We start from the raw sequence: 18,200 nt of genomic DNA, 5'->3' as shown, positions 1-18,200 counted from the left end.
AACTTATCCGCCTGAAGCCTTGGGAGATAGGGTCAGGTGCGGCTGTTCCAAATAAACTTCGGATTGCATTTCGACCATCCGGCTGGCGGTGCGGGTAAATTCTTCGGCAAAATCGCCTTCTGTATAGATATGGTTGACATCTACCGCGCCGGTGGCACACAGTTTGACCCGGAAATCGTAGAGTACGTCAATCAGCCAAGTCAGCCGCCGCGCCTCCGCCTTTTCTTGCGGTGAGAGTTGTTCCAAACCTGAAATAAAAACCATTTCATAATGTTCGGCCAAATACAGATAGTCGGACTGTGAGCGGGGGCCGAAGCACAGTGCGCGGAAATCAAACCATATGGCACGGCCGGACTCGGCTTTGTGGGGAATTTCCCGGCCGTGGATGGTGCTGATGCCGGGGTTCAAATCGGTAATGCCTGTCATTTCTTTGAACAGTTTTGCCAGTTTTGCCTCATTTTCTTCATTGGCAGGCGTAAAGAAAATCTCGGCGGGGCGGAGGGTACGCAGCCGGTAGTCTTCCCCGCCGTCAACGTTTAAGACGGTCAGGCTGGATTCGATGAGCGCGATTGTGGGAAGAAAACTGCTCCGGTTTTGTCCTTGGGGGTAGAGTTCGGAAGGCGCGTAGTTTGAAGTCGCCACCAAAACAACGCCCTCGTTAAGCAGGTTTTCCAGCAGACGGCCTAAAATCATTGCATCCGCAATATCGCTGACATGAAATTCGTCAAAACACAATACGCGGGTTTCTTTGGCAATCTCGGCAGCAACGGATTTCAACGGGTTGCTTTCGCTTTTCAGGGCTTTCAGCCGCCGGTGGATTTCTGCCATAAAGGCATGAAAGTGGACGCGGCGTTTGCGGCGGTAAGGAAGGCAGCCGAAAAAAGCGTCCATCAGAAAACTTTTGCCGCGTCCGACCCCGCCATAGAAATAAAGCCCTTTGGGGACTTGCGGGGAACGCAAACTCCTGCCTAAAAAACGGTTTCTTTTGCGTTTGAACATCATCAATTCAGTCCAAAGCCGATCGAGGTGTTCGATGGCGGCTGCCTGCGCGTCGTCGCGGATGAAGTTGGGCAGTTGTGAGGCAGCCTGATACCAAGTCAGTGGGCTGTGGTTTTCAAACGGCGGGGCTTTAAAAAGTTGGTCTCTATTACTCATATTTAACCTTGTTATACTTCTTGCGGCAAAGAAAGAAAATGCTTACCGCTGGTATTATAAATGATTTCCTTCAAACTTGGCGTTTTCCGTGGAAAAGAATAATGACACGCAAAAGGGAGGTATAAGCAAAGGCGGCGTTTCAATATGGTGCAAAATGCTTTTTATTTCAGGCTACGTTTTAATATTGAAGGAGGACAGATGAAACAGATGGTGAATCGCGAAGCTGTTACGCCCCGTCAGCTTAGAGGAGGCGAAAACACAACAGGAACAGGCTGCTTATGCAAATTCGGCAACGAATAATACGAAGCCTGGAAGTGAAGTAGGAAATACGGGTGATTTTAATGTTTGACCAATCAGGTTTTAAGCTCAAAAATCATACTAATCAAATCAAGGGCAGGGTTTGGTAATCCGTAGGGCCGACTCCTTCGGGTTCAGACGGCATACGTTTATGCCGGCACTTCCTATTCCTCGTGCCGGCTATCCCAAACTGCTTTGAAAACTGAACGCTCTTCGGTTTACTTCAAAAATGCGGCGTGATAAGCAATATGTTCGCCAATAAAACTGGCGATGAAGTAATAGCTATGATCGTGGCCTTTGTGGAAGCGCATATCGACCGGCTGATTTGCCGCACGGCAGGTTTCGATAAAATCTTCGGTACGCAATTGTGTCGGCAAAAACTCATCTTCTAAGCCCTGATCAATGCGCATACTTTGTACTTTATAGCCTTGTTGAATGAGCGAGTTAGCATCATATTGCTGCCATTTTTCACGATCTTTTCCCAAATAGGCAGAAAAGGCTTTTTCTCCCCAATGTACGAGGCTTGGCGACAAAATAGGCGAAAAAGCAGAAACACTTTGATAACGTTCTCGGTTTCGCAGTGCCAATACCAATGCGCCGTGTCCGCCCATTGAGTGTCCCATAATGGAACATTTGCTGTTGGTAGGAAAATGTTCCTCAATCAGACGGGGCAACTCGTTCAAAATGTAATCATACATTTGATAATTCGCCGCCCAAGGCTGCTCGGTCGCATTCAAATAAAAGCCCGCACCTTGCCCTAAATCGTAAGCAGCATCATTCGGCACTTGCTCTCCGCGAGGGCTGGTATCAGGAGCAACCACAATCACTTGATGTTCTGCCGCATAACGCTGAAAGCCTGATTTGGTAATGAAATTTTGTTCCGTACACGTTAAGCCGGAAAGCCAATAAATCACACCAAGCGGTCGATTTTCCTGATTATCCGGCAAATAGACGGCAAATTTCATTTCGCATTGAAGAGTTTGGGCATGGTGTGCCCAAACTTGTTGCGAACCGTCAAAAATTTGATGTTGTTCAATCAGTTTCATCGCGTACCTTAGTAATGAATAACAGCGCGGATCGATTTACCTTCGTGCATTAACTCAAAGGCTTCATTGATTTCATCGAGTGTCATTGTGTGGGTTACAAACGGTTCTAACTCGATGTCGCCTTTCATTGAATCTTCCACCATTTTCGGAAGTTCGGAGCGGCCTTTCACACCGCCAAATGCCGTGCCTTTCCAAACACGGCCGGTTACCAACTGGAACGGACGCGTTGAAATTTCTTGTCCTGCACCCGCTACGCCGATGATAATGGATTGTCCCCAGCCACGGTGTGCGCTTTCTAATGCCTGACGCATTACATTTACGTTGCCGATACATTCAAAGGTGTGGTCTATGCCCCATTTGTTGATGTCTAACAACACATCTTTGATCGGTTTATCGTAATCGTTCGGGTTTAAACAATCCGTTGCACCAAACTGTTTTGCCAACTCGAATTTTGAAGGATTGGTATCAATGGCGATAATGCGGCCGGCTTTGGCTTGGCGCGCACCTTGCACCACCGCCAAACCAATCGCGCCCAAGCCAAACACGGCCACAGAGTCGCCTTCTTGCACTTTTGCCGTGTTATGTACCGCACCAATACCCGTAGTAACGCCGCAGCCGAGCAAACATACATGTTCGTGGTTGGCTTCCGGGTTGATTTTCGCCAGTGAAACTTCTGCAACAACTGAATATTCACTGAAAGTCGAACAGCCCATATAGTGATAGATCGGCTGACCCTGATAAGAAAAACGCGTCGTGCCGTCCGGCATTAAGCCTTTACCTTGCGTATCACGCACTGAGACGCACAAGTTGGTTTTACCTGAACGACAAAACTCACATTCGCCACATTCAGCGGTGTAAAGCGGAATGACGTGATCTCCCAGTTTTACGCTTGACACACCCTCGCCCACAGCAACGACCACACCCGCACCTTCGTGTCCAAGCACCACAGGGAACACACCTTCAGGATCGCTTCCTGATAACGTAAACGCATCAGTATGGCACACGCCAGTGTGGGTATTGCGGATTAACACCTCGCCTTTGCGCGGCATTTCTACGTCGATTTCCACAATTTGTAAGGGTTGATTTGGAGCGAATGCCACCGCCGCACGAGATTTGATGGTTGAATCGGTTTGTTTCATTTTCATTGCCTTTCCTCTTAATTCATTGACAAAACAGCCTTGCCTGAGCAACATAGCAACAGTTTACACTTTAGAGTTCACTCTAAGGCAAGTGTTTTTTACCGTTTTTTGTTTAGAGGGAGGGAAAATGACTTATACCACTGCCAAAGCTGCCGAAAAAATAGGCATCTCCGCCTACACCCTACGTTTTTACGACAAAGAAGGCTTGTTGTCTAATATCGGACGTGATGAATATGGTAACCGCTGTTTTACCGATAACGATTTGCAATAGTTGGGCTTATTGCAATGCTTGAAAAATACGGGAATGAGTTTAAAAGACATCAAACGCTTTGCGGAATGTACCGTCATTGGCGACAATACCATTGAAGAACGCCTTTCTTTGTTTGAAAATCAAATAGAAAATGTGAAGTGTCAAATTGCCGAATTAAAACGCTATTTAGATTTGCTTGAATACAAATTAGCGTTTTACCAAAAAGCGAAAGCATTAGGTTCGGTAAAAGCCGTAAATTTGCCGCAAATTCCTGAAACGGCTTAGTTTTAGTGCAATAAGCAGGATTTTTGTCCTGTTCGTAATAGAAATCAACAATTTGTTGTTTAAAAAGCGGATTGTAAGCAATGATAAAAAAATCCACGCTCTAATCCGTTGCTTGCTTGGCTCAAGGTATTGAAGCAGCGGATGAAGTTAAACCACAGAAAAAAACGCCGCTTGGAAGCGGCGTTTTGATGCTAAGGTTTAATTGGCATTTTCTTTTAAAGCCAAGTCGACCCGTTCGCGCAATTCTTTACCGGGCTTGAAGTGGGGTACATGTTTTTCAGGTACTTCCACACGCTCGCCGGTTTTGGGATTGCGACCGATGCGGGCAGGACGATGGTTCAAATCGAAGCTGCCGAAACCGCGAATTTCGATGCGTTGACCTCGGGCAAGCGATCGGGTCATGGTGTCAACCAGGACTTTTACGCTGTACTCTACGTCTTTTGCCTGAAGATGCGTGCCGTTTTTGGCGGCAAATACTTCTGCCAGGCGAACCATTAACTCAGACTTTGTCATGTCTGCAACCTTATTCTTGCTCGCCGGAGAGTTTGGCTTTCAGCAGGTCACCCAAGCTGGTGGTGCCGGCATTCGCATTGGCGGCGGCATTGACGGAGTTCAGTGCTTCGTGGCTTTCTTTGGCATCTTTGGCTTTAACGGAAAGTTTGATGCTGCGGTTTTTGCGGTCAACGGTAACGATGACGGCTTCAACTTCGTCGCCTTCTTTCAGTTTGGTGGTCAAGTCTTCAACGCGGTCGGCTGCAAATTCGGAAGCAGGCAGGTAGCCTTCTACTTCGTCAGACAGGGCGATAACAGCACCTTTGGCGTCAACAGATTTCACAGAACCTTTAACCAAAGAACCTTTGTCGTTCACGCTGATGAAGTTACCGAAAGGATCGCCTTCCAGTTGTTTGATACCCAAGGAGATGCGTTCTTTTTCCACATCGATTGCCAATACGACGGCTTCGACTTCTTCTCCTTTTTTGTATTTGCGTACGGCTTCTTCGCCGGATTCGGTCCAGGACAGGTCGGACAGGTGAACCAAACCGTCGATGCCGCCGGGCAGGCCGACGAATACGCCGAAATCGGTAATGGATTTAACCGCACCGGAGATTTTGTCGCCTTTGTTGTGGTTGGCGGCAAATTCTTCCCAAGGATTGGCTTGGCATTGTTTCATACCCAAAGAGATACGGCGGCGGCCTTCGTCGATTTCCAAAATCATGACTTCGACTTCGTCACCCAGTTGTACGACTTTGCTCGGGTGTACGTTTTTGTTGGTCCAGTCCATTTCGGAGACGTGTACCAAACCTTCGATGCCTTGTTCGATTTCGACGAATGCGCCGTAGTCGGTCAGGTTGGATACTTTGCCGAACAGGCGGGTGCCTTGCGGATAACGGCGGGTCAGACCGCTCCAAGGATCTTCGCCCAGTTGTTTCATACCCAAGGAAACGCGTTGTTTTTCTTGGTCGAATTTCAATACTTTGGCTTCAACTTCCTGACCGACTTCCAAGACTTCGCTCGGGTGTTTCACACGGCGCCATGCCAAATCGGTGATGTGCAGCAGGCCGTCGATACCGCCCAGGTCAACGAATGCGCCGTAGTCGGTGATGTTTTTGACGATGCCTTTGATGACGGAGCCTTCTTGCAGGTTTTCCAGCAGGGCTTTGCGTTCTTCACCCAAAGTGGCTTCCAGAACGGCGCGGCGGGAAACAACGACGTTGTTGCGTTTTTTGTCCAGTTTGATCACTTTGAATTCGATCTCTTTGCCTTCAAAGTGGGAAGTGTCTTTTACAGGACGTACGTCAACCAAAGAACCCGGCAGGAATGCGCGGATACTGTTGATCATAACGGTCAGACCGCCTTTGACTTTGCCGTTGATGATGCCGGACAGGATGTCGCCGTTTTCCATGGCTTCTTCCAGGGCAATCCAATCGGCTGCGCGTTTGGCTTTTTCGCGGGACAGTTTGGTTTCGCCGAAGCCGTTTTCGACGGATTCGATGGTAACGGTAACGAAGTCGCCGACTTTAACTTCAATTTCGCCTTGAGCGTTTTTGAATTCAGCTACATCGATCAGGGATTCTGATTTCAGACCTGCGTTTACGGTAACGAAGTTTTGGTCGATTGCCACTACTTCAGCGGTAATCACCTCACCCGGGTTCATTTCTTGCAGGGTAAAGCTTTCTTCCAACAGTTGGGCAAAATTTTCCATAGACATATATAACTCTTTTCGGTACACCGCCAAGGGGTGCGGGGTGGGTTGGTGGATGTCTGCCATCCTTGGCAGGGCAGACGGGCAAATAAAGGTTTCAGACGGCATCCGTGTGTTTTTATGCCGTCTGAAACGTAATGTGGGCAATTATACCTGAAAATTTAAACTTTACGATACCAATCAAGCACTTTTTTTACAGTTTCTTCTATAGTCAGGCGGCTCGTATCCAAAAGCAGGGCATCGGGCTGTTGTTTCAGGGGGGCAACCTTGCGGTTTCGGTCTGCCTCGTCTCTGGCTTCGATGTCGGACAGGATGCGCTCGAATGCCAAACCTTCGCAGGGGATGCCGATTTGTTTGGCGCGGCGTTCGGCTCTGATTTTGGATTCTGCTGTCAGGAAGATTTTGAGTTCGGCTTCGGGGAATACGACTGATCCGATGTCCCGTCCGTCGGCGACCAGTCCTTTTTTGGTCAGAAAATCGCGTTGTCGTTGCAGCAGGGCGGTACGGACTTTAGGCAATTGCGCAACGGCGGATGCCCCCATGCCTATGGCTTCTGTCCGTATGCCGTCTGAAACGTCTTCTCCGCCGAGCAGGGTGCGGTTGCCTGAAAATACGGCGGGCAGTTTTTTTGCCAGTTCGGAAACATTTTCTTCATCGTGCCATTCCACGCCTTGTTTTTGCGCATATAGGGCGGTCAGGCGGTAGAGCGCGCCGGTGTCGAGATAATCGTATCCCAATGCGGCGGCGACGCGGGCGGCGACCGTGCCTTTGCCCGATGCGCCGGGGCCGTCGATGGCGATGACTTTTTGTCTGTTCATAAGGGGGATTCCTGATGGTTTGGGGTATGGGTTTTGCCGTCTGAAAGGTGTGTTTCCCGTTGGGGCAGATTCTACCTGTTTTAAAGGACGATTGTCTAAGCAGACGGAACGCCGCCTGCCCGGAAGCGTTCGACAGAAGCCGGCAAGCCGGTTCGGATTCCGGCGTTGCGGGTATTGTGGCGGGTATCAATGCAATGCCGTCTGAAAGAGGTGTGACCTTCAGACGGCATCGATTGCTGCGGATTAAAACAGGTTGCTGACGAAAATCAGCAAAATCACCAGCGGCACAAGGTATTTCACATAGGCAAACCAAATATTGACCGTCTTATGGTTGCCTTTATAAAGCAATTCTTCCTTCGCTTCGTCCTTCATCACGAAACCGACAAACAGTGCAGAGCCGAGTGCGGTCAGCATAAACAAGATGTTGCCGCTGATGTAGTCGAAGGCATCGAAAATATTTTTGCCGAACACGGAAACGTCTTTCCACGGACCATAGCTCAGAATGGACGGAATATTGCCGAAGATGAAGATGGCGGACAATACAATCGTGATTGCGGCGGTACGGCGGATTTTGGTTTTTTCCTGAATGGTCGTAATCAACACTTCATAAATCGTCAGCGAAGTCGTCAGCGCGGCAATCAGAAGCAGCGAGAAGAAAATCACGGCGAACACAGGTCCTGCCCACATATGCGAAAACACAATCGGCAGGCTTTGGAATACCAAAGTCGGGCCGGAATCGGGGGCAACGCCGAAGCTGAAGAGCGACGGGAAAATCATAAAGCCCGCCAGTACGGCGATGATGGTATTGGTAATTGCCGTGATAACTGCCGTCTGAACCAGATTTTCGTTTTTATCCAAATAGCTGGACAAAGTAATCATCACGCCGAAACCCAAGCTTAAGGCGAAAAATACCTGCCCCAAAACGAAGACGAACAGTTCGGCGGTAATCTTGCTGAAATCAGGCTTCAGATAGAAAGTAATCCCTTCCATTGCACCAGGCAGGGTAACGTTGCGTACGACCATCGCGATTAGGAATAAAAACAGCAGCGGCATCAGGTATTTCGCCGCTTTTTCAATGCCGCCGATAACGCCTTTGACCAAAATCCATTGGTTCACGGCGACAAAAAGCAGCGTATAAAACGCAATTTCCCAAGGGCTGTTTTCGATGTGTTCGGTAAAAAAGCCTTTTGTAACCACACCGTCGACGGGGCTGGAAATATTCAGATTTCCACTAATAATATTAACGATATAGCTGATGACCCAGCCTCCGAGCACCATGTAATAAGCCATGATGCCGAATGCGCCGAGCAGCCCCATCCAGCCGACCAGTTTCCAAATTTTGGCAACGGGTTTGCCGTTCATCGAGCCGCCGAACGCATCCAGCGCGTTCACGCCTTTGCGCCGTCCGATGACGTTTTCCACCAAAATCATAGGGATGCCGATAACCAGCATCGCGATACAGAATAAAAACACATACGCGCCGCCGCCGTTTTCACCGACCAAATACGGGAAACGCCACGTCGCGCCGAAACCGACAGTCGCGCCGGCAACGGTAAGGATATAAGTCAAACGGCTGGACCAGGTTTGACGGTTGGTATTTGAAGGGGAAGACATATTGAAACCGTGCCCGATTGAGATAAAGCGGAAATTTTACACGTGATTCTTAACAGAAATTGACTGAATGTTTTTCAACTGTCTAGTGATTTTTCCTGAAAAAGGCATATATTTCAGTGAGTATTTCTGATAAGTATAAACCGATAAGGAAGAATCGGAGTTTATGAACAGATTAATTTGTTCTTCTTCTACATCGGTGTGCGCAAGTGAAATTTCGTTAATCATATTAACGATAGTATTTTAATGGTGATGGAAGAGAGAGTTTGAAATAAAAAAAACCATCTATACCGGGAAGTATAGATGGTCAAACACATTACGGGGAAAACGTCTTACTCATAAGCCTGCTTGCACAGGCATTGCTCAGACAGGAGAATTATATCGCAAACCGTCTGTTTTTTGAGTTAATTTCGGTTAAATGATTCATTTTAAAGGTATGTATTTGAATATAAGGAAATAATGGATTTGTTTCAGAATTTGGGGCATCCGATAAATTTCCATTCCCCTGGTTTGAGGTTTCCTGTTTCCAAATGTGCGAATTGCCGGCGGTGAAGGTGCTGCACGCGGTTGCCGGCGGCAGCAACCATGCGTTTGACTTGGTGGTATTTCCCTTCGGTAATGGTCAGTAGCAAGGTGGTCGGGGTTTCCAAAACGGCATCGGCGGCACAAACGGTTTCGTTTTCGTCGTGGAGCAGCACGCCGTTTTTCAAGGTTTCGCAGAGTGTTTCGCCTGTAGGGTGTTTGAGCGTTACTTCGTACAGCTTGGGAATTTTTCTGCTCGGCGAAGTCAGGTTGTGGTTCAGTTTGCCGTCGTTGGTAATCAGCAATACGCCGGTCGTATCCGCATCCAGCCTGCCGACCGCCTGCATATCGATGTTCCGCATATGGTCGGGGAACAGGCTGAATACGCTGCGGTAGTGTTTCGGTTTGTGCGAAGTTTCGTAATCTTCAGGCTTGTTGAGCAGGATGTAGAAATAGGGTTCGGGAACGACGGTTACTGCTTCCCCGTCAATATCCAACGTTTCGACGGATGAGGAATCGATGTCTGCATCGGTGTCGTCCATGCAGGTTCCGTTGATGGAGACGTAGCCGCCCCTAATCAGCCATTGGCATTGTTTGCGGCTTCCTATGCCTTGATATTGCAGGTATTTGATGAGTTTCATGATGGTATGGGAAATGTGGGATGAAAAAGACAGGACTGAGAAAGTCCTGTCATGTGCCGTATCCGAATCAGCTTCCAATCAGTTTGACCCTCTGTCCCGGATTGATGGTGTTCAGGTTGGGATTGAGCCGGCGGATGTCGTCGATATGGATATTGAAGCGCGCGGCGATACTTTTGAAGGTGTCGCCTTTGCGCGCGGTGTAGGATACTTTTTCAATACGGGTTTGGGCGGGGGCTGCCTGCGCCAGGCGGAGTACCTGTCCTTTTTGGATGGTGTTGCCTTTGATGTTGTTGGCGACAATCAGGTCGGCTACGCTGACGTTGTAGCGTTTGGCAATGTTGAACAGGGTGTCGCCTTCTACAACACGGTGGATTCCGGTGCGGGCGGCGGGGTCTGTTCCGCTGTCGGCGGCTTTGGCTACGCGCGTTTCCAAACGGACGCGGCGTTTGCCGTCGGCGGCAACGGTATGTTGAGGAGATGCGGAAATTTTGTGTTCGGCAACTGTGTCAGGTGTGCCGATGACGGCAGAGATGGTTTCTTCAGCCTGACGGCGCAGGTTGTTTCGGGCAACAAGCTGCATGAGTTCGTCTGCCGCCTGCATGTCGTTTTGGGGGACGATCTGCGCGAGTGTTGCGGTTTGGGCTTCAGACGGCATGGCGGTCTGTTTTTCGGTTTGAGGTTGCGCTGCGGCTGTCGCAAGGGCAGGTTCGGCAATGCGGACAAGGGGATCGGGTTCCGTACGGACGGTTTTCTGCGGCAAAGGTGCGACGGTAATGTCTGCTGTCTGTGCGGCGGCGGGTCGGATTCGGGCAATGCCGACGTTCACCGTGCCTGCCGACATATTGGAACGGTAGGTGTCGGGCGTATTGTCGATGTCGATGGAAACGACGGATTCCGATGCCGTCTGAAGGGTCTTGCCGTTCTTGGCGACAAGGATGCTGCGTCCTGCGTTGACAAGGTTGCCGTTCAGGTTGTTGAGGCGTTTGATGTCGGCAACGCTCATACCGGTTGCCGTCGAGATGTCGGACAGGCTGGTTTTGGCGGCAGGCGTATAGACTTCCCATGAAAACAGGCTGTCGGGCGCGGCGTTGAGGTAGTTGCTTTGGAAGGTTTGGACGGACGCGGCAGGAAGCAGCAGTTTGCGTTTGTTTTTGGGGATGAACGCGGGGACGTTGAATGCCGGATTCAGGGCGAGCAGCTCGCTTTGCGTAATGCCGGCGAGCCGGGCGATGGCTTCGTTGTCGAGCGGACGATCCGGTTCGACTGCCTGAAAATAGGGTTTGTTGTCTATGTCGCTGATATTCATGCCGAAAGATTGGGGGGCGGCAATGATGTTGCGCACGGCGAGCAGCTTGGGGACATAGTTGCGCGTTTCGTTGGGCATACGCAGATTTTCGTAGGTCGGTTCGAGACCCTGTGCGCGGGCGCGGTTGATGGCGCGTCCGACGTTGCCTTCACCCCAGTTGTAGGCGGCAAAGGCGAGCGGCCAGTCGCCGAACAGTCCATAGAGGTATTGCAGATAGTTGAGTGCGGCATCGGTGGCGGCGTAAACGTCGTGCCTGCCGTCGTAAACCGGTGTTTTTTCCAAGCCGTAATGCCTGCCGGTAGCGGGCATAAACTGCCATAATCCCGATGCGCCGACGTGTGATTTGGCTTTGGTGACGAACGCGCTTTCGATGAAGGGAAGCAGGGCGGCTTCGGCGGGCATATTGCGTTTTTTGACTTCGTTGGCAATATGGTACATATAGGGTCGGCTCCGGTTGACGACCCTGTCGAAATAGCTGCGGCTTGCGATGAATTTGCTTTCGTGGCGGCGTACCAGTTCGGGATTGACTTCGCCCATCTGGAAGCCTTGGCGCAGCTCGCCCCACAGGCTGCCGGATTGGAAATATTGTTTTGTCGGTGGCAGGTCGAGTATTGAAGAGTTTAAGCGCATAATCGCCAAACCGATTGGGTGTGAAGAGGTGTTTTGAGCGTACAGTGGGCCGGAACAGACGGAGAGGCCCGAGGCAGTCAGGACGATGGTTTTGAGTTTGGACATGATTTATATCGGCGGAATAAACATATTCTATCGTCCGATGGTACTGTTTGACTGAAAAAGCGTCAAGTTTTACAGGAACTTTATGCGGATTCGGAAATGGGCGGCCGATGTGTTTTTTGACAGAAACTCTGTTTGGAATAGAATATTGACAGGCAATCTGTTTGAAACGGACGCAATATGGATGCATGGTTTGAAGATACGGCGATGGGGCGGTATGTTGCAAAATTGGAACAGGACTTCTTCGGGCGGTATCTGGATTCATACCGTTTTTCGGGAATGTGTGCGGTTCAGGTGGGCGGCAGGTGGTTGAGGCTGTCTGAAGATATTGTCTGCGTACCGCGTGATATGTCGATGTCGGCGGAGAATATGGCTTTGGCGGATGTTTCTGCGGATATGCTGCTTTTTCCGCACACGCTTGAAGGCGGTGTTCCTTCGCAAATCCTGTCGGAAGCGCACCGGATATTGAAACCGTCCGGGCGTGTGATGCTGACGTGTTTCAATCCGTATTCGCTCTGGGGATTCGGCCGTTGGTTTGACGGCGAACGTCTGCCGGAAAAACGCTTCTGCCTGACGCTTCGCGGGCTGAAAAGACAGATTGCCGATGCCGGTTTTGATATTGAACTTGGGAAATTTATGGTGTATCTGCCGCCGGTTTCGTCGCCCGGGCAAATACGTTTTTGGCGGTTTATGGAAAAGGCGGGCGACCGCTGGTGGCCGCAATGTGCCGCAATGTACGGCTTGGTTTTGGTCAAAAGGGCGGCGGGGGTAACGCCCCTGCCCGCGTGGGACGGGTATTTGGGCGGAAAAGCCCTTGCGGCGGGTGCGGCAAGGGTTGCGGATTAGGCGGGTTTTGTTTCAGACGGCATTTGCCGAAGAAAGTGTCGGGAGGGATTATGCCGGAATTGCCGGAAGTGGAAACGACGTTGCGCGGCATCGCGCCGCATATTGAAGGAAAAACGGTGGAAGCCGTGATATTGCGCCAGCCGAAGTTGCGTTGGCAGATTAATCCCGATTTGGGGGAGATTTTGTCCGGCCGGCAGGTTTTGTCCTGCGGCAGGCGGGCGAAGTATCTGATTGTCCGTTTCCAAACGGGGATTTTGCTGATTCACTTGGGGATGTCGGGCAGCTTGCGGATTTTTACGCCGTCGGACGGACGTATCGGCAGGCCGGACAGACACGATCACGTCGATATTGTGTTTTCAGACGGCACGGTCATGCGTTACCGCGATCCGCGAAAGTTCGGTGCGATACTTTGGTATGAAGGAATTGAAGAACATCATCCGCTGCTGGAAAAGCTGGGGCCGGAGCCTTTGTCGGAGGCATTTTGTGCGGATTATCTGTATGCGAGGCTGAAGGCGCAGAAACGCGCGGTCAAACTTGCCCTGATGGACAATGCGGTCGTGGTCGGCGTGGGCAATATTTATGCCAACGAGAGCCTGTTCAGAGCGGGCATTTCGCCCCGCCGTCCTGCCAACCGCCTGAAAAAGAAAGAGTGTGCGCTTTTGGTTGAAACCGTCAAAGCGGTGTTGCAGCGCGCCATTGAAACGGGCGGCAGCACCTTGAGGGATTTTGTGGACAGCGACGGCAAAAGCGGCTACTTCCAACAGGAATATACGGTGTACGGGCGGCACAATCAACCGTGCCCCCGGTGCGGCGGTTTGATTGTGAAAGAAACTTTGGGGCAGCGCGGCACGTTTTACTGCCCGAACTGTCAGAAATAGGGCGGAACACGGTTTCAGACGGCATTTTATCGGTATGCCGTCCGAACGTTTCAACAACAAACACCGATTATCGGGAAAGAATTGCTCATGTCTTCAAATAAAGCTTCAATTTTTACACGCCTGCATCGGTTGTGCCGTTTGGCGGTCTGGCTGTTTAAAACAGGGAAAAACCTGCGCGGTATTGACGGCGGCTGCCCCGAGTCGCGCAATCGTGCGGTAATCGAGTTGGGCCGGGGGGCTTTGGCGGCTTTGGATATCGGATTGGAGGTGGGCGGGCACGCACCCGAACATCCGAACGGTGTCTTGGTAGCTGCCAACCACGTGTCCTGGCTGGATATTTTCGCGATGAGCGCGGTTTATCCGAGCAGCTTTATCGCCAAGCAGGAAATCAAAAGCTGGCCGGTACTGGGCAAGATGGGGCAGAACGCGGGAACGGTGTTCATCAACCGCAATTCGCGGCGCGACATCGAACCGATTAACCGCGCCGTCTTCGAAACCTTGCAACGCGGTCAAAACGTCAGTTTTTTCCCCGAAGCGCGGACTTCTTCGGGCTTGGGGCTTCTGCCGTTCAAAGCCGCGCTGTTCCAATCCGCCATCGATGCGGGGGCAAAGGTTTTGGCGGTCGCGCTGCGTTATTATGACGAAACGGGAAAAAGGACGGCTCGTCCCTCATATGCCGATGTCGGTTTGCCAACCTGTCTGTGGCGCATTGTGTCTATGAAAAAATTAACGATAAAAGTCGATTTCGTTTGCGTGGCGGATGCGGCGGAAAGCGAAGACCGTTATGCTTTAAAAGATAAAATCGAAGAAAGCATCCGTGCCGTTGTCGCCGGCGATGTGGACGTTGCCGTCTGAAACTGGTTGTCAGAATGTGGCAGTATGATTCGCTTTTGCGGATGTATAGTGGATTAACAAAAACCAGTACGGCGTTGCCTCGCCTTAGCTCAAAGAGAACGATTCTCTAAGGTGCTGAAGCACCAAGTGAATCGGTTCCGTACTATCTGTACTGTCTGCGGCTTCGTCGCCTTGTCCTGATTTTTGTTAATCCACTATATTAAGGCTGCAGCAACGGGAGTACCTCAAACGAAATGCCGTAAGGATAGTTTGTTGTATCTATGGAAAATGCCGTCTGAACCTGTGTTCAGACGGCATATTTTATATGGGATTAACGGCGGAACCTGCCGCCGTCGAAATCATCGAAAGCCTCATAAGCCGCCCGGCATTGGGTTTTCTGTTCCTTATAAGGCAGGGAGCGGAATGCTTTGCGCGCCTTTTTGTTTTCGCGCAATTCCTGCACGTTGTCTTGCAATCGGTACCACGCGGCACGGCGTTCCAAATATTTCCTGCATTCGGGGTGCAACATCTGCTTGTTTGCCTTGCGGATATGTTTGGTATGGCGGTGGGCGGATTCTGACGTACCGGCAGCGGCAGTTGTCGATACCAGTCCCAATATTGCAGACAACAGTATGGCAAGCATCTTTTTGACAGACATGACGATCCTTTCAGTTTGTAATTCTTTCCAGTATAGGATGGAAGGATGGAACGGGCAAACTGTCGGCAGTTTCAGACTCGTTCACCCGGCAAAACTTGCCGTTTGATATACAGATTCAAATAACACATTAATCTCAATAATAAATTCCAATCGGTAAGAAAATGGAATTTGTCGGCGGCGGCGCGGCAAAATCATACTTTGCAAAATTTAACAATTTACAAGGGCAGAAAACCGGAAGCTTTCCTTTTCCGTCGGAAAATCCTTATTTCATCGCCTTGTAGCAGGAGCCGGTCAAAAGGCAAAAAATTTACCCGTTTTTTATCGGTAAAGAATTATCAGATAAAACAAATATTATAGGAAAAATACGACAGGCGGGTTTTATCGCGCATTGCCTGAAACTGAAAAATGCAACCGTTGTCAAGACTGGAGAAAATGCCAAAAATCCACTATATTGTCTGCCTTAATTTATTTGAAAAGACCGTGTCTTGAATATCAAGAGTGGAAGAGGAAGCGATGAATACACCGACTGATTTGAAAGTAACCAAACGAGACGGGAGATTGGAAACCATTGATTTGGATAAGATTCACCGTGTCGTTACTTGGGCGGCGGAAGGGTTGGAAAATGTTTCCGTGTCGCAGGTCGAGTTGAAATCGCACATCCAGTTCTACAACGGCATCCGCACCGACGACATCCACGAAACCATCATCAAAGCCGCTGCCGATTTAATTTCGGAAGATACCCCGGACTACCAATACCTTGCCGCGCGCCTGGCGATTTTCCATCTTCGTAAAATAGCCTATGGCGAATACGAGCCGCCGCACCTTTACGACCACGTTAAAAAGCTCACCGATGCCGGAAAATACGATAGGCATATCCTTGAGGATTACAGCCGCGAAGAATTTGACGAGCTGAACGCCTATATCGACCACGAACGCGATATGTCCTTTTCCTATGCCGCCGTCAAACAGCTCGAAGGCAAATATTTGGTACAGAACCGCGTTACCCGCCAGATTTACGAAACGCCGCAGTTCTTATATGTTTTGGTGGCGATGTGCCTTTTCAGCAAATACCCGAAAGAGGCACGCCTGGGTTACGTCAAACGTTTTTACGATGCCGTTTCCACATTTAAAGTATCGCTGCCCACGCCGATTATGAGCGGCGTGCGTACGCCTACGCGCCAGTTCTCAAGCTGTGTGCTGATTGAATGCGACGACAGCCTGGATTCCATCAACGCCACTACCAGCGCGATTGTGAAATACGTTTCCCAACGCGCGGGCATCGGCATCAATGCCGGACGTATCCGCGGTTTGGACAGCGAAATCCGGGGCGGCGAAGCGCGGCATACCGGCTGCATTCCGTTTTTCAAAATGTTTCAGGCGGCAGTCAAATCCTGTTCGCAGGGCGGCGTGCGCGGCGGCGCGGCAACCTTGTTCTACCCCTTGTGGCACATCGAAGCCGAAAGCCTACTGGTGTTGAAAAACAACCGGGGTGTGGAAGACAACCGTATCCGCCAGTTGGACTACGGCGTGCAAATCAACCGCCTGCTCTATACCCGCCTGATTAAGGGAGGCAATATTACGCTGTTTTCGCCCAACGAGGTTCCGGGGTTGTACGAAGCGTTTTTTGCCGACCAAGACGAATTTGAGCAGCTTTATACGAAATACGAGCAAGATCCGAATATACGCAAGCGCATTGTTCCGGCTGCCGACCTGTTTTCCACGCTGATGCAGGAGCGTGCCGGAACCGGGCGCATCTACATCCAAAACGTCGACCACTGCAATACGCACAGCCCGTTCGATCCGCGCATCGCCCCCGTGCACCAGTCCAACCTGTGTATGGAAATCGCGCTGCCGACCAAACCTCTGGACAACATCAACGACCCTGACGGCGAAATCGCCCTGTGTACCCTGTCCGCCTTCAACTTGGGCGCATTGAACAGCTTGGACGAACTGGAAGGGCTTGCCGACTTGACCGTGCGCGCACTCGATGCACTTTTAGATTATCAGGGGTATCCGGTAGAAGCCGCGCGTACCTCTACTATGGGCCGCCGTTCGCTCGGTATCGGCGTGATCAACTATGCATATTATTTGGCGAAAAACGGTGTCCGCTACAGCGACGGCTCCGCGCTCGGCCTGACCCACCGTACCTTTGAAGCCATGCAGTATTACCTGCTCAAAGCATCGGTAAACCTTGCCAAAGAATACGGCGCGTGTCCGCTCTTCAACCAAACCGTTTATTCGCAAGGCAAACTGCCCATCGACACTTACAAAAAAGATTTGGATGCCGTCTGCGGCGAGCCTTTGCATTACGACTGGGAAAGCCTGCGTGCCGACATCGTCAAATACGGCCTGCGCAACTCTACTCTGACCGCGCTCATGCCGTCTGAAACCAGTTCGCAAATCGCCAACGCCACCAACGGTATCGAGCCGCCACGCGGCTTGGTAACGGTCAAAGCGTCGAAAGACGGCATCCTGAAGCAAGTCGTGCCGGAGTTTGAAACCCTGAAAGATGCCTACGAAACCCTGTGGCAGCTTCCCGGTAACGAAGGCTACCTGAAACTTGTCGGCGTGATGCAAAAATTCGTCGATCAGGCAATTTCCGCCAATACTGCCTACGACCCGGGCAAATTCGAGGGCAACAAAGTTTCTATGAAACAAATGCTCAAAGACCTGCTGACCGCTTACAAATACGGCGTTAAAACCCTGTACTACCACAACACCCGCGACGGCGCGGACGATACGCAAGCCGATATTCAAGATGACGGCTGCGCTGGTGGGGCTTGTAAGATTTGATAAGGGGAATTTCAGACGACCTCACGAGGTCGTCTGAAATAATAAATAACATAGGGGGAAAACAAATTGAAGAATATACCTGAACAATCTATTGTCGCTCTTTTTATAGATGCAGATAACGCACCTTTTGGGAAAATTGATTTTATTCTTAATGAGCTTGCAAATTATGGTTCAGTAATGATAAGA

General features: G+C 50.4%; 15 protein-coding genes and 1 pseudogene. 5 read left to right on the top strand and 11 right to left on the bottom strand.

Annotated elements, in window-relative coordinates; genetic code table 11:
- Positions 1-3: 3 nt before the first annotated feature.
- From zapE to Q3O12_RS00860, 3 genes are all read right to left on the bottom strand, one after another.
- Positions 4-1,155, bottom strand: coding sequence for a cell division protein ZapE (gene zapE, locus Q3O12_RS00870; protein ID WP_117373714.1), 1,152 nt, complete (start codon positions 1,153-1,155; stop codon positions 4-6).
- Positions 1,156-1,670: 515 nt separating this feature from the next.
- Positions 1,671-2,498: an S-formylglutathione hydrolase gene (gene fghA, locus Q3O12_RS00865; protein WP_301668897.1), complete on the bottom strand. Its 828-nt coding sequence runs from the start codon at positions 2,496-2,498 to the stop codon at positions 1,671-1,673.
- Between the two features lie 8 nt (positions 2,499-2,506).
- The gene (locus tag Q3O12_RS00860) at positions 2,507-3,643 is read right to left on the bottom strand and encodes an S-(hydroxymethyl)glutathione dehydrogenase/class III alcohol dehydrogenase (RefSeq protein WP_441338419.1); all 1,137 of its coding nucleotides are present in this window, start codon (positions 3,641-3,643) and stop codon (positions 2,507-2,509) included.
- 121 nt (positions 3,644-3,764) lie between these two features.
- On the opposite strand from Q3O12_RS00860, the pseudogene Q3O12_RS00855 reads away from it, so the two are divergent.
- A pseudogene (locus Q3O12_RS00855) lies at positions 3,765-4,172 on the top strand (MerR family transcriptional regulator).
- Positions 4,173-4,370: 198 nt separating this feature from the next.
- Here Q3O12_RS00855 and Q3O12_RS00850 read toward each other — a convergent pair.
- The 7 genes from Q3O12_RS00850 to Q3O12_RS00820 all read right to left on the bottom strand — a co-directional run bounded on the left by Q3O12_RS00850 (position 4,371) and on the right by Q3O12_RS00820 (position 12,008).
- A complete protein-coding gene (locus Q3O12_RS00850) occupies positions 4,371-4,685 on the bottom strand; it encodes an integration host factor subunit beta (RefSeq protein ID WP_301668896.1) in 315 nt (104 codons plus the stop codon).
- 10 nt (positions 4,686-4,695) lie between these two features.
- On the bottom strand, positions 4,696-6,381 hold the full coding sequence (rpsA, locus tag Q3O12_RS00845; RefSeq protein WP_301668940.1) for a 30S ribosomal protein S1: 1,686 nt from the start codon (positions 6,379-6,381) through the stop codon (positions 4,696-4,698).
- Between the two features lie 155 nt (positions 6,382-6,536).
- The gene (gene cmk / locus Q3O12_RS00840) at positions 6,537-7,193 is read right to left on the bottom strand and encodes a (d)CMP kinase (RefSeq protein ID WP_301668895.1); all 657 of its coding nucleotides are present in this window, start codon (positions 7,191-7,193) and stop codon (positions 6,537-6,539) included.
- Between the two features lie 95 nt (positions 7,194-7,288).
- A complete protein-coding gene (locus Q3O12_RS00835; protein WP_301668893.1) occupies positions 7,289-7,423 on the bottom strand; it encodes a hypothetical protein in 135 nt (44 codons plus the stop codon).
- Positions 7,424-7,436: 13 nt separating this feature from the next.
- Positions 7,437-8,807 carry a sodium-dependent transporter gene (locus tag Q3O12_RS00830; RefSeq protein ID WP_301668892.1) on the bottom strand — a complete coding sequence of 457 codons (1,371 nt, stop codon included), beginning with the start codon at positions 8,805-8,807 and terminating at the stop codon, positions 7,437-7,439.
- Positions 8,808-9,274: 467 nt separating this feature from the next.
- A complete protein-coding gene (locus Q3O12_RS00825; protein ID WP_301668891.1) occupies positions 9,275-9,967 on the bottom strand; it encodes a 16S rRNA pseudouridine(516) synthase in 693 nt (230 codons plus the stop codon).
- Between the two features lie 67 nt (positions 9,968-10,034).
- A complete protein-coding gene (locus Q3O12_RS00820) occupies positions 10,035-12,008 on the bottom strand; it encodes a lytic transglycosylase (RefSeq protein ID WP_301668890.1) in 1,974 nt (657 codons plus the stop codon).
- 177 nt (positions 12,009-12,185) lie between these two features.
- On the opposite strand from Q3O12_RS00820, the gene Q3O12_RS00815 reads away from it, so the two are divergent.
- From Q3O12_RS00815 to Q3O12_RS00805, 3 genes are all read left to right on the top strand, one after another.
- Positions 12,186-12,851 (top strand): methyltransferase domain-containing protein, encoded by a 666-nt coding sequence (locus tag Q3O12_RS00815; protein ID WP_118787051.1) that lies wholly within the window; start codon positions 12,186-12,188, stop codon positions 12,849-12,851.
- A 50-nt stretch (positions 12,852-12,901) separates the two neighbouring features.
- A complete protein-coding gene (gene mutM / locus Q3O12_RS00810; RefSeq protein WP_301668889.1) occupies positions 12,902-13,729 on the top strand; it encodes a DNA-formamidopyrimidine glycosylase in 828 nt (275 codons plus the stop codon).
- An 87-nt stretch (positions 13,730-13,816) separates the two neighbouring features.
- Positions 13,817-14,584, top strand: coding sequence for a 1-acyl-sn-glycerol-3-phosphate acyltransferase (locus tag Q3O12_RS00805; protein ID WP_301668888.1), 768 nt, complete (start codon positions 13,817-13,819; stop codon positions 14,582-14,584).
- 310 nt (positions 14,585-14,894) lie between these two features.
- Here Q3O12_RS00805 and Q3O12_RS00800 read toward each other — a convergent pair whose 3' ends face one another.
- Entirely contained in the window at positions 14,895-15,206 is a 312-nt protein-coding gene (locus tag Q3O12_RS00800; protein WP_025457083.1) for a hypothetical protein, read from the bottom strand.
- Between the two features lie 528 nt (positions 15,207-15,734).
- On the opposite strand from Q3O12_RS00800, the gene nrdA reads away from it, so the two are divergent.
- Complete coding sequence (nrdA, locus tag Q3O12_RS00795) at positions 15,735-18,014, top strand: class 1a ribonucleoside-diphosphate reductase subunit alpha (RefSeq protein WP_301668887.1); 2,280 nt, start codon at positions 15,735-15,737, stop codon at positions 18,012-18,014.
- The last annotated feature ends 186 nt before the right edge of the window (positions 18,015-18,200 follow it).

It is taken from the genome of Neisseria benedictiae, assembly GCF_958267435.1.
GTDB classification, from domain to species: domain Bacteria; phylum Pseudomonadota; class Gammaproteobacteria; order Burkholderiales; family Neisseriaceae; genus Neisseria; species Neisseria bergeri.
This window is presented reverse-complemented; position numbering and strand designations above follow the sequence as displayed.

Excerpts from the sequence above, each read along its gene's own strand:
- zapE (WP_117373714.1), bottom strand. The coding sequence starts at position 1,155 with ATGAGTAATAGAGACCAACTTTTTAAAGCCCCGCCGTTTGAAAACCAC.
- fghA (WP_301668897.1), bottom strand. The coding sequence starts at position 2,498 with ATGAAACTGATTGAACAACATCAAATTTTTGACGGTTCGCAACAAGTT.
- Q3O12_RS00860 (WP_441338419.1), bottom strand. The coding sequence starts at position 3,643 with ATGAAAATGAAACAAACCGATTCAACCATCAAATCTCGTGCGGCGGTG.
- Q3O12_RS00850 (WP_301668896.1), bottom strand. The coding sequence starts at position 4,685 with ATGACAAAGTCTGAGTTAATGGTTCGCCTGGCAGAAGTATTTGCCGCC.
- rpsA (WP_301668940.1), bottom strand. The coding sequence starts at position 6,381 with ATGTCTATGGAAAATTTTGCCCAACTGTTGGAAGAAAGCTTTACCCTG.
- cmk (WP_301668895.1), bottom strand. The coding sequence starts at position 7,193 with ATGAACAGACAAAAAGTCATCGCCATCGACGGCCCCGGCGCATCGGGC.
- Q3O12_RS00835 (WP_301668893.1), bottom strand. The coding sequence starts at position 7,423 with ATGCCGTCTGAAGGTCACACCTCTTTCAGACGGCATTGCATTGATACC.
- Q3O12_RS00830 (WP_301668892.1), bottom strand. The coding sequence starts at position 8,807 with ATGTCTTCCCCTTCAAATACCAACCGTCAAACCTGGTCCAGCCGTTTG.
- Q3O12_RS00825 (WP_301668891.1), bottom strand. The coding sequence starts at position 9,967 with ATGAAACTCATCAAATACCTGCAATATCAAGGCATAGGAAGCCGCAAA.
- Q3O12_RS00820 (WP_301668890.1), bottom strand. The coding sequence starts at position 12,008 with ATGTCCAAACTCAAAACCATCGTCCTGACTGCCTCGGGCCTCTCCGTC.
- Q3O12_RS00815 (WP_118787051.1), top strand. The coding sequence starts at position 12,186 with ATGGATGCATGGTTTGAAGATACGGCGATGGGGCGGTATGTTGCAAAA.
- mutM (WP_301668889.1), top strand. The coding sequence starts at position 12,902 with ATGCCGGAATTGCCGGAAGTGGAAACGACGTTGCGCGGCATCGCGCCG.
- Q3O12_RS00805 (WP_301668888.1), top strand. The coding sequence starts at position 13,817 with ATGTCTTCAAATAAAGCTTCAATTTTTACACGCCTGCATCGGTTGTGC.
- Q3O12_RS00800 (WP_025457083.1), bottom strand. The coding sequence starts at position 15,206 with ATGCTTGCCATACTGTTGTCTGCAATATTGGGACTGGTATCGACAACT.
- nrdA (WP_301668887.1), top strand. The coding sequence starts at position 15,735 with ATGAATACACCGACTGATTTGAAAGTAACCAAACGAGACGGGAGATTG.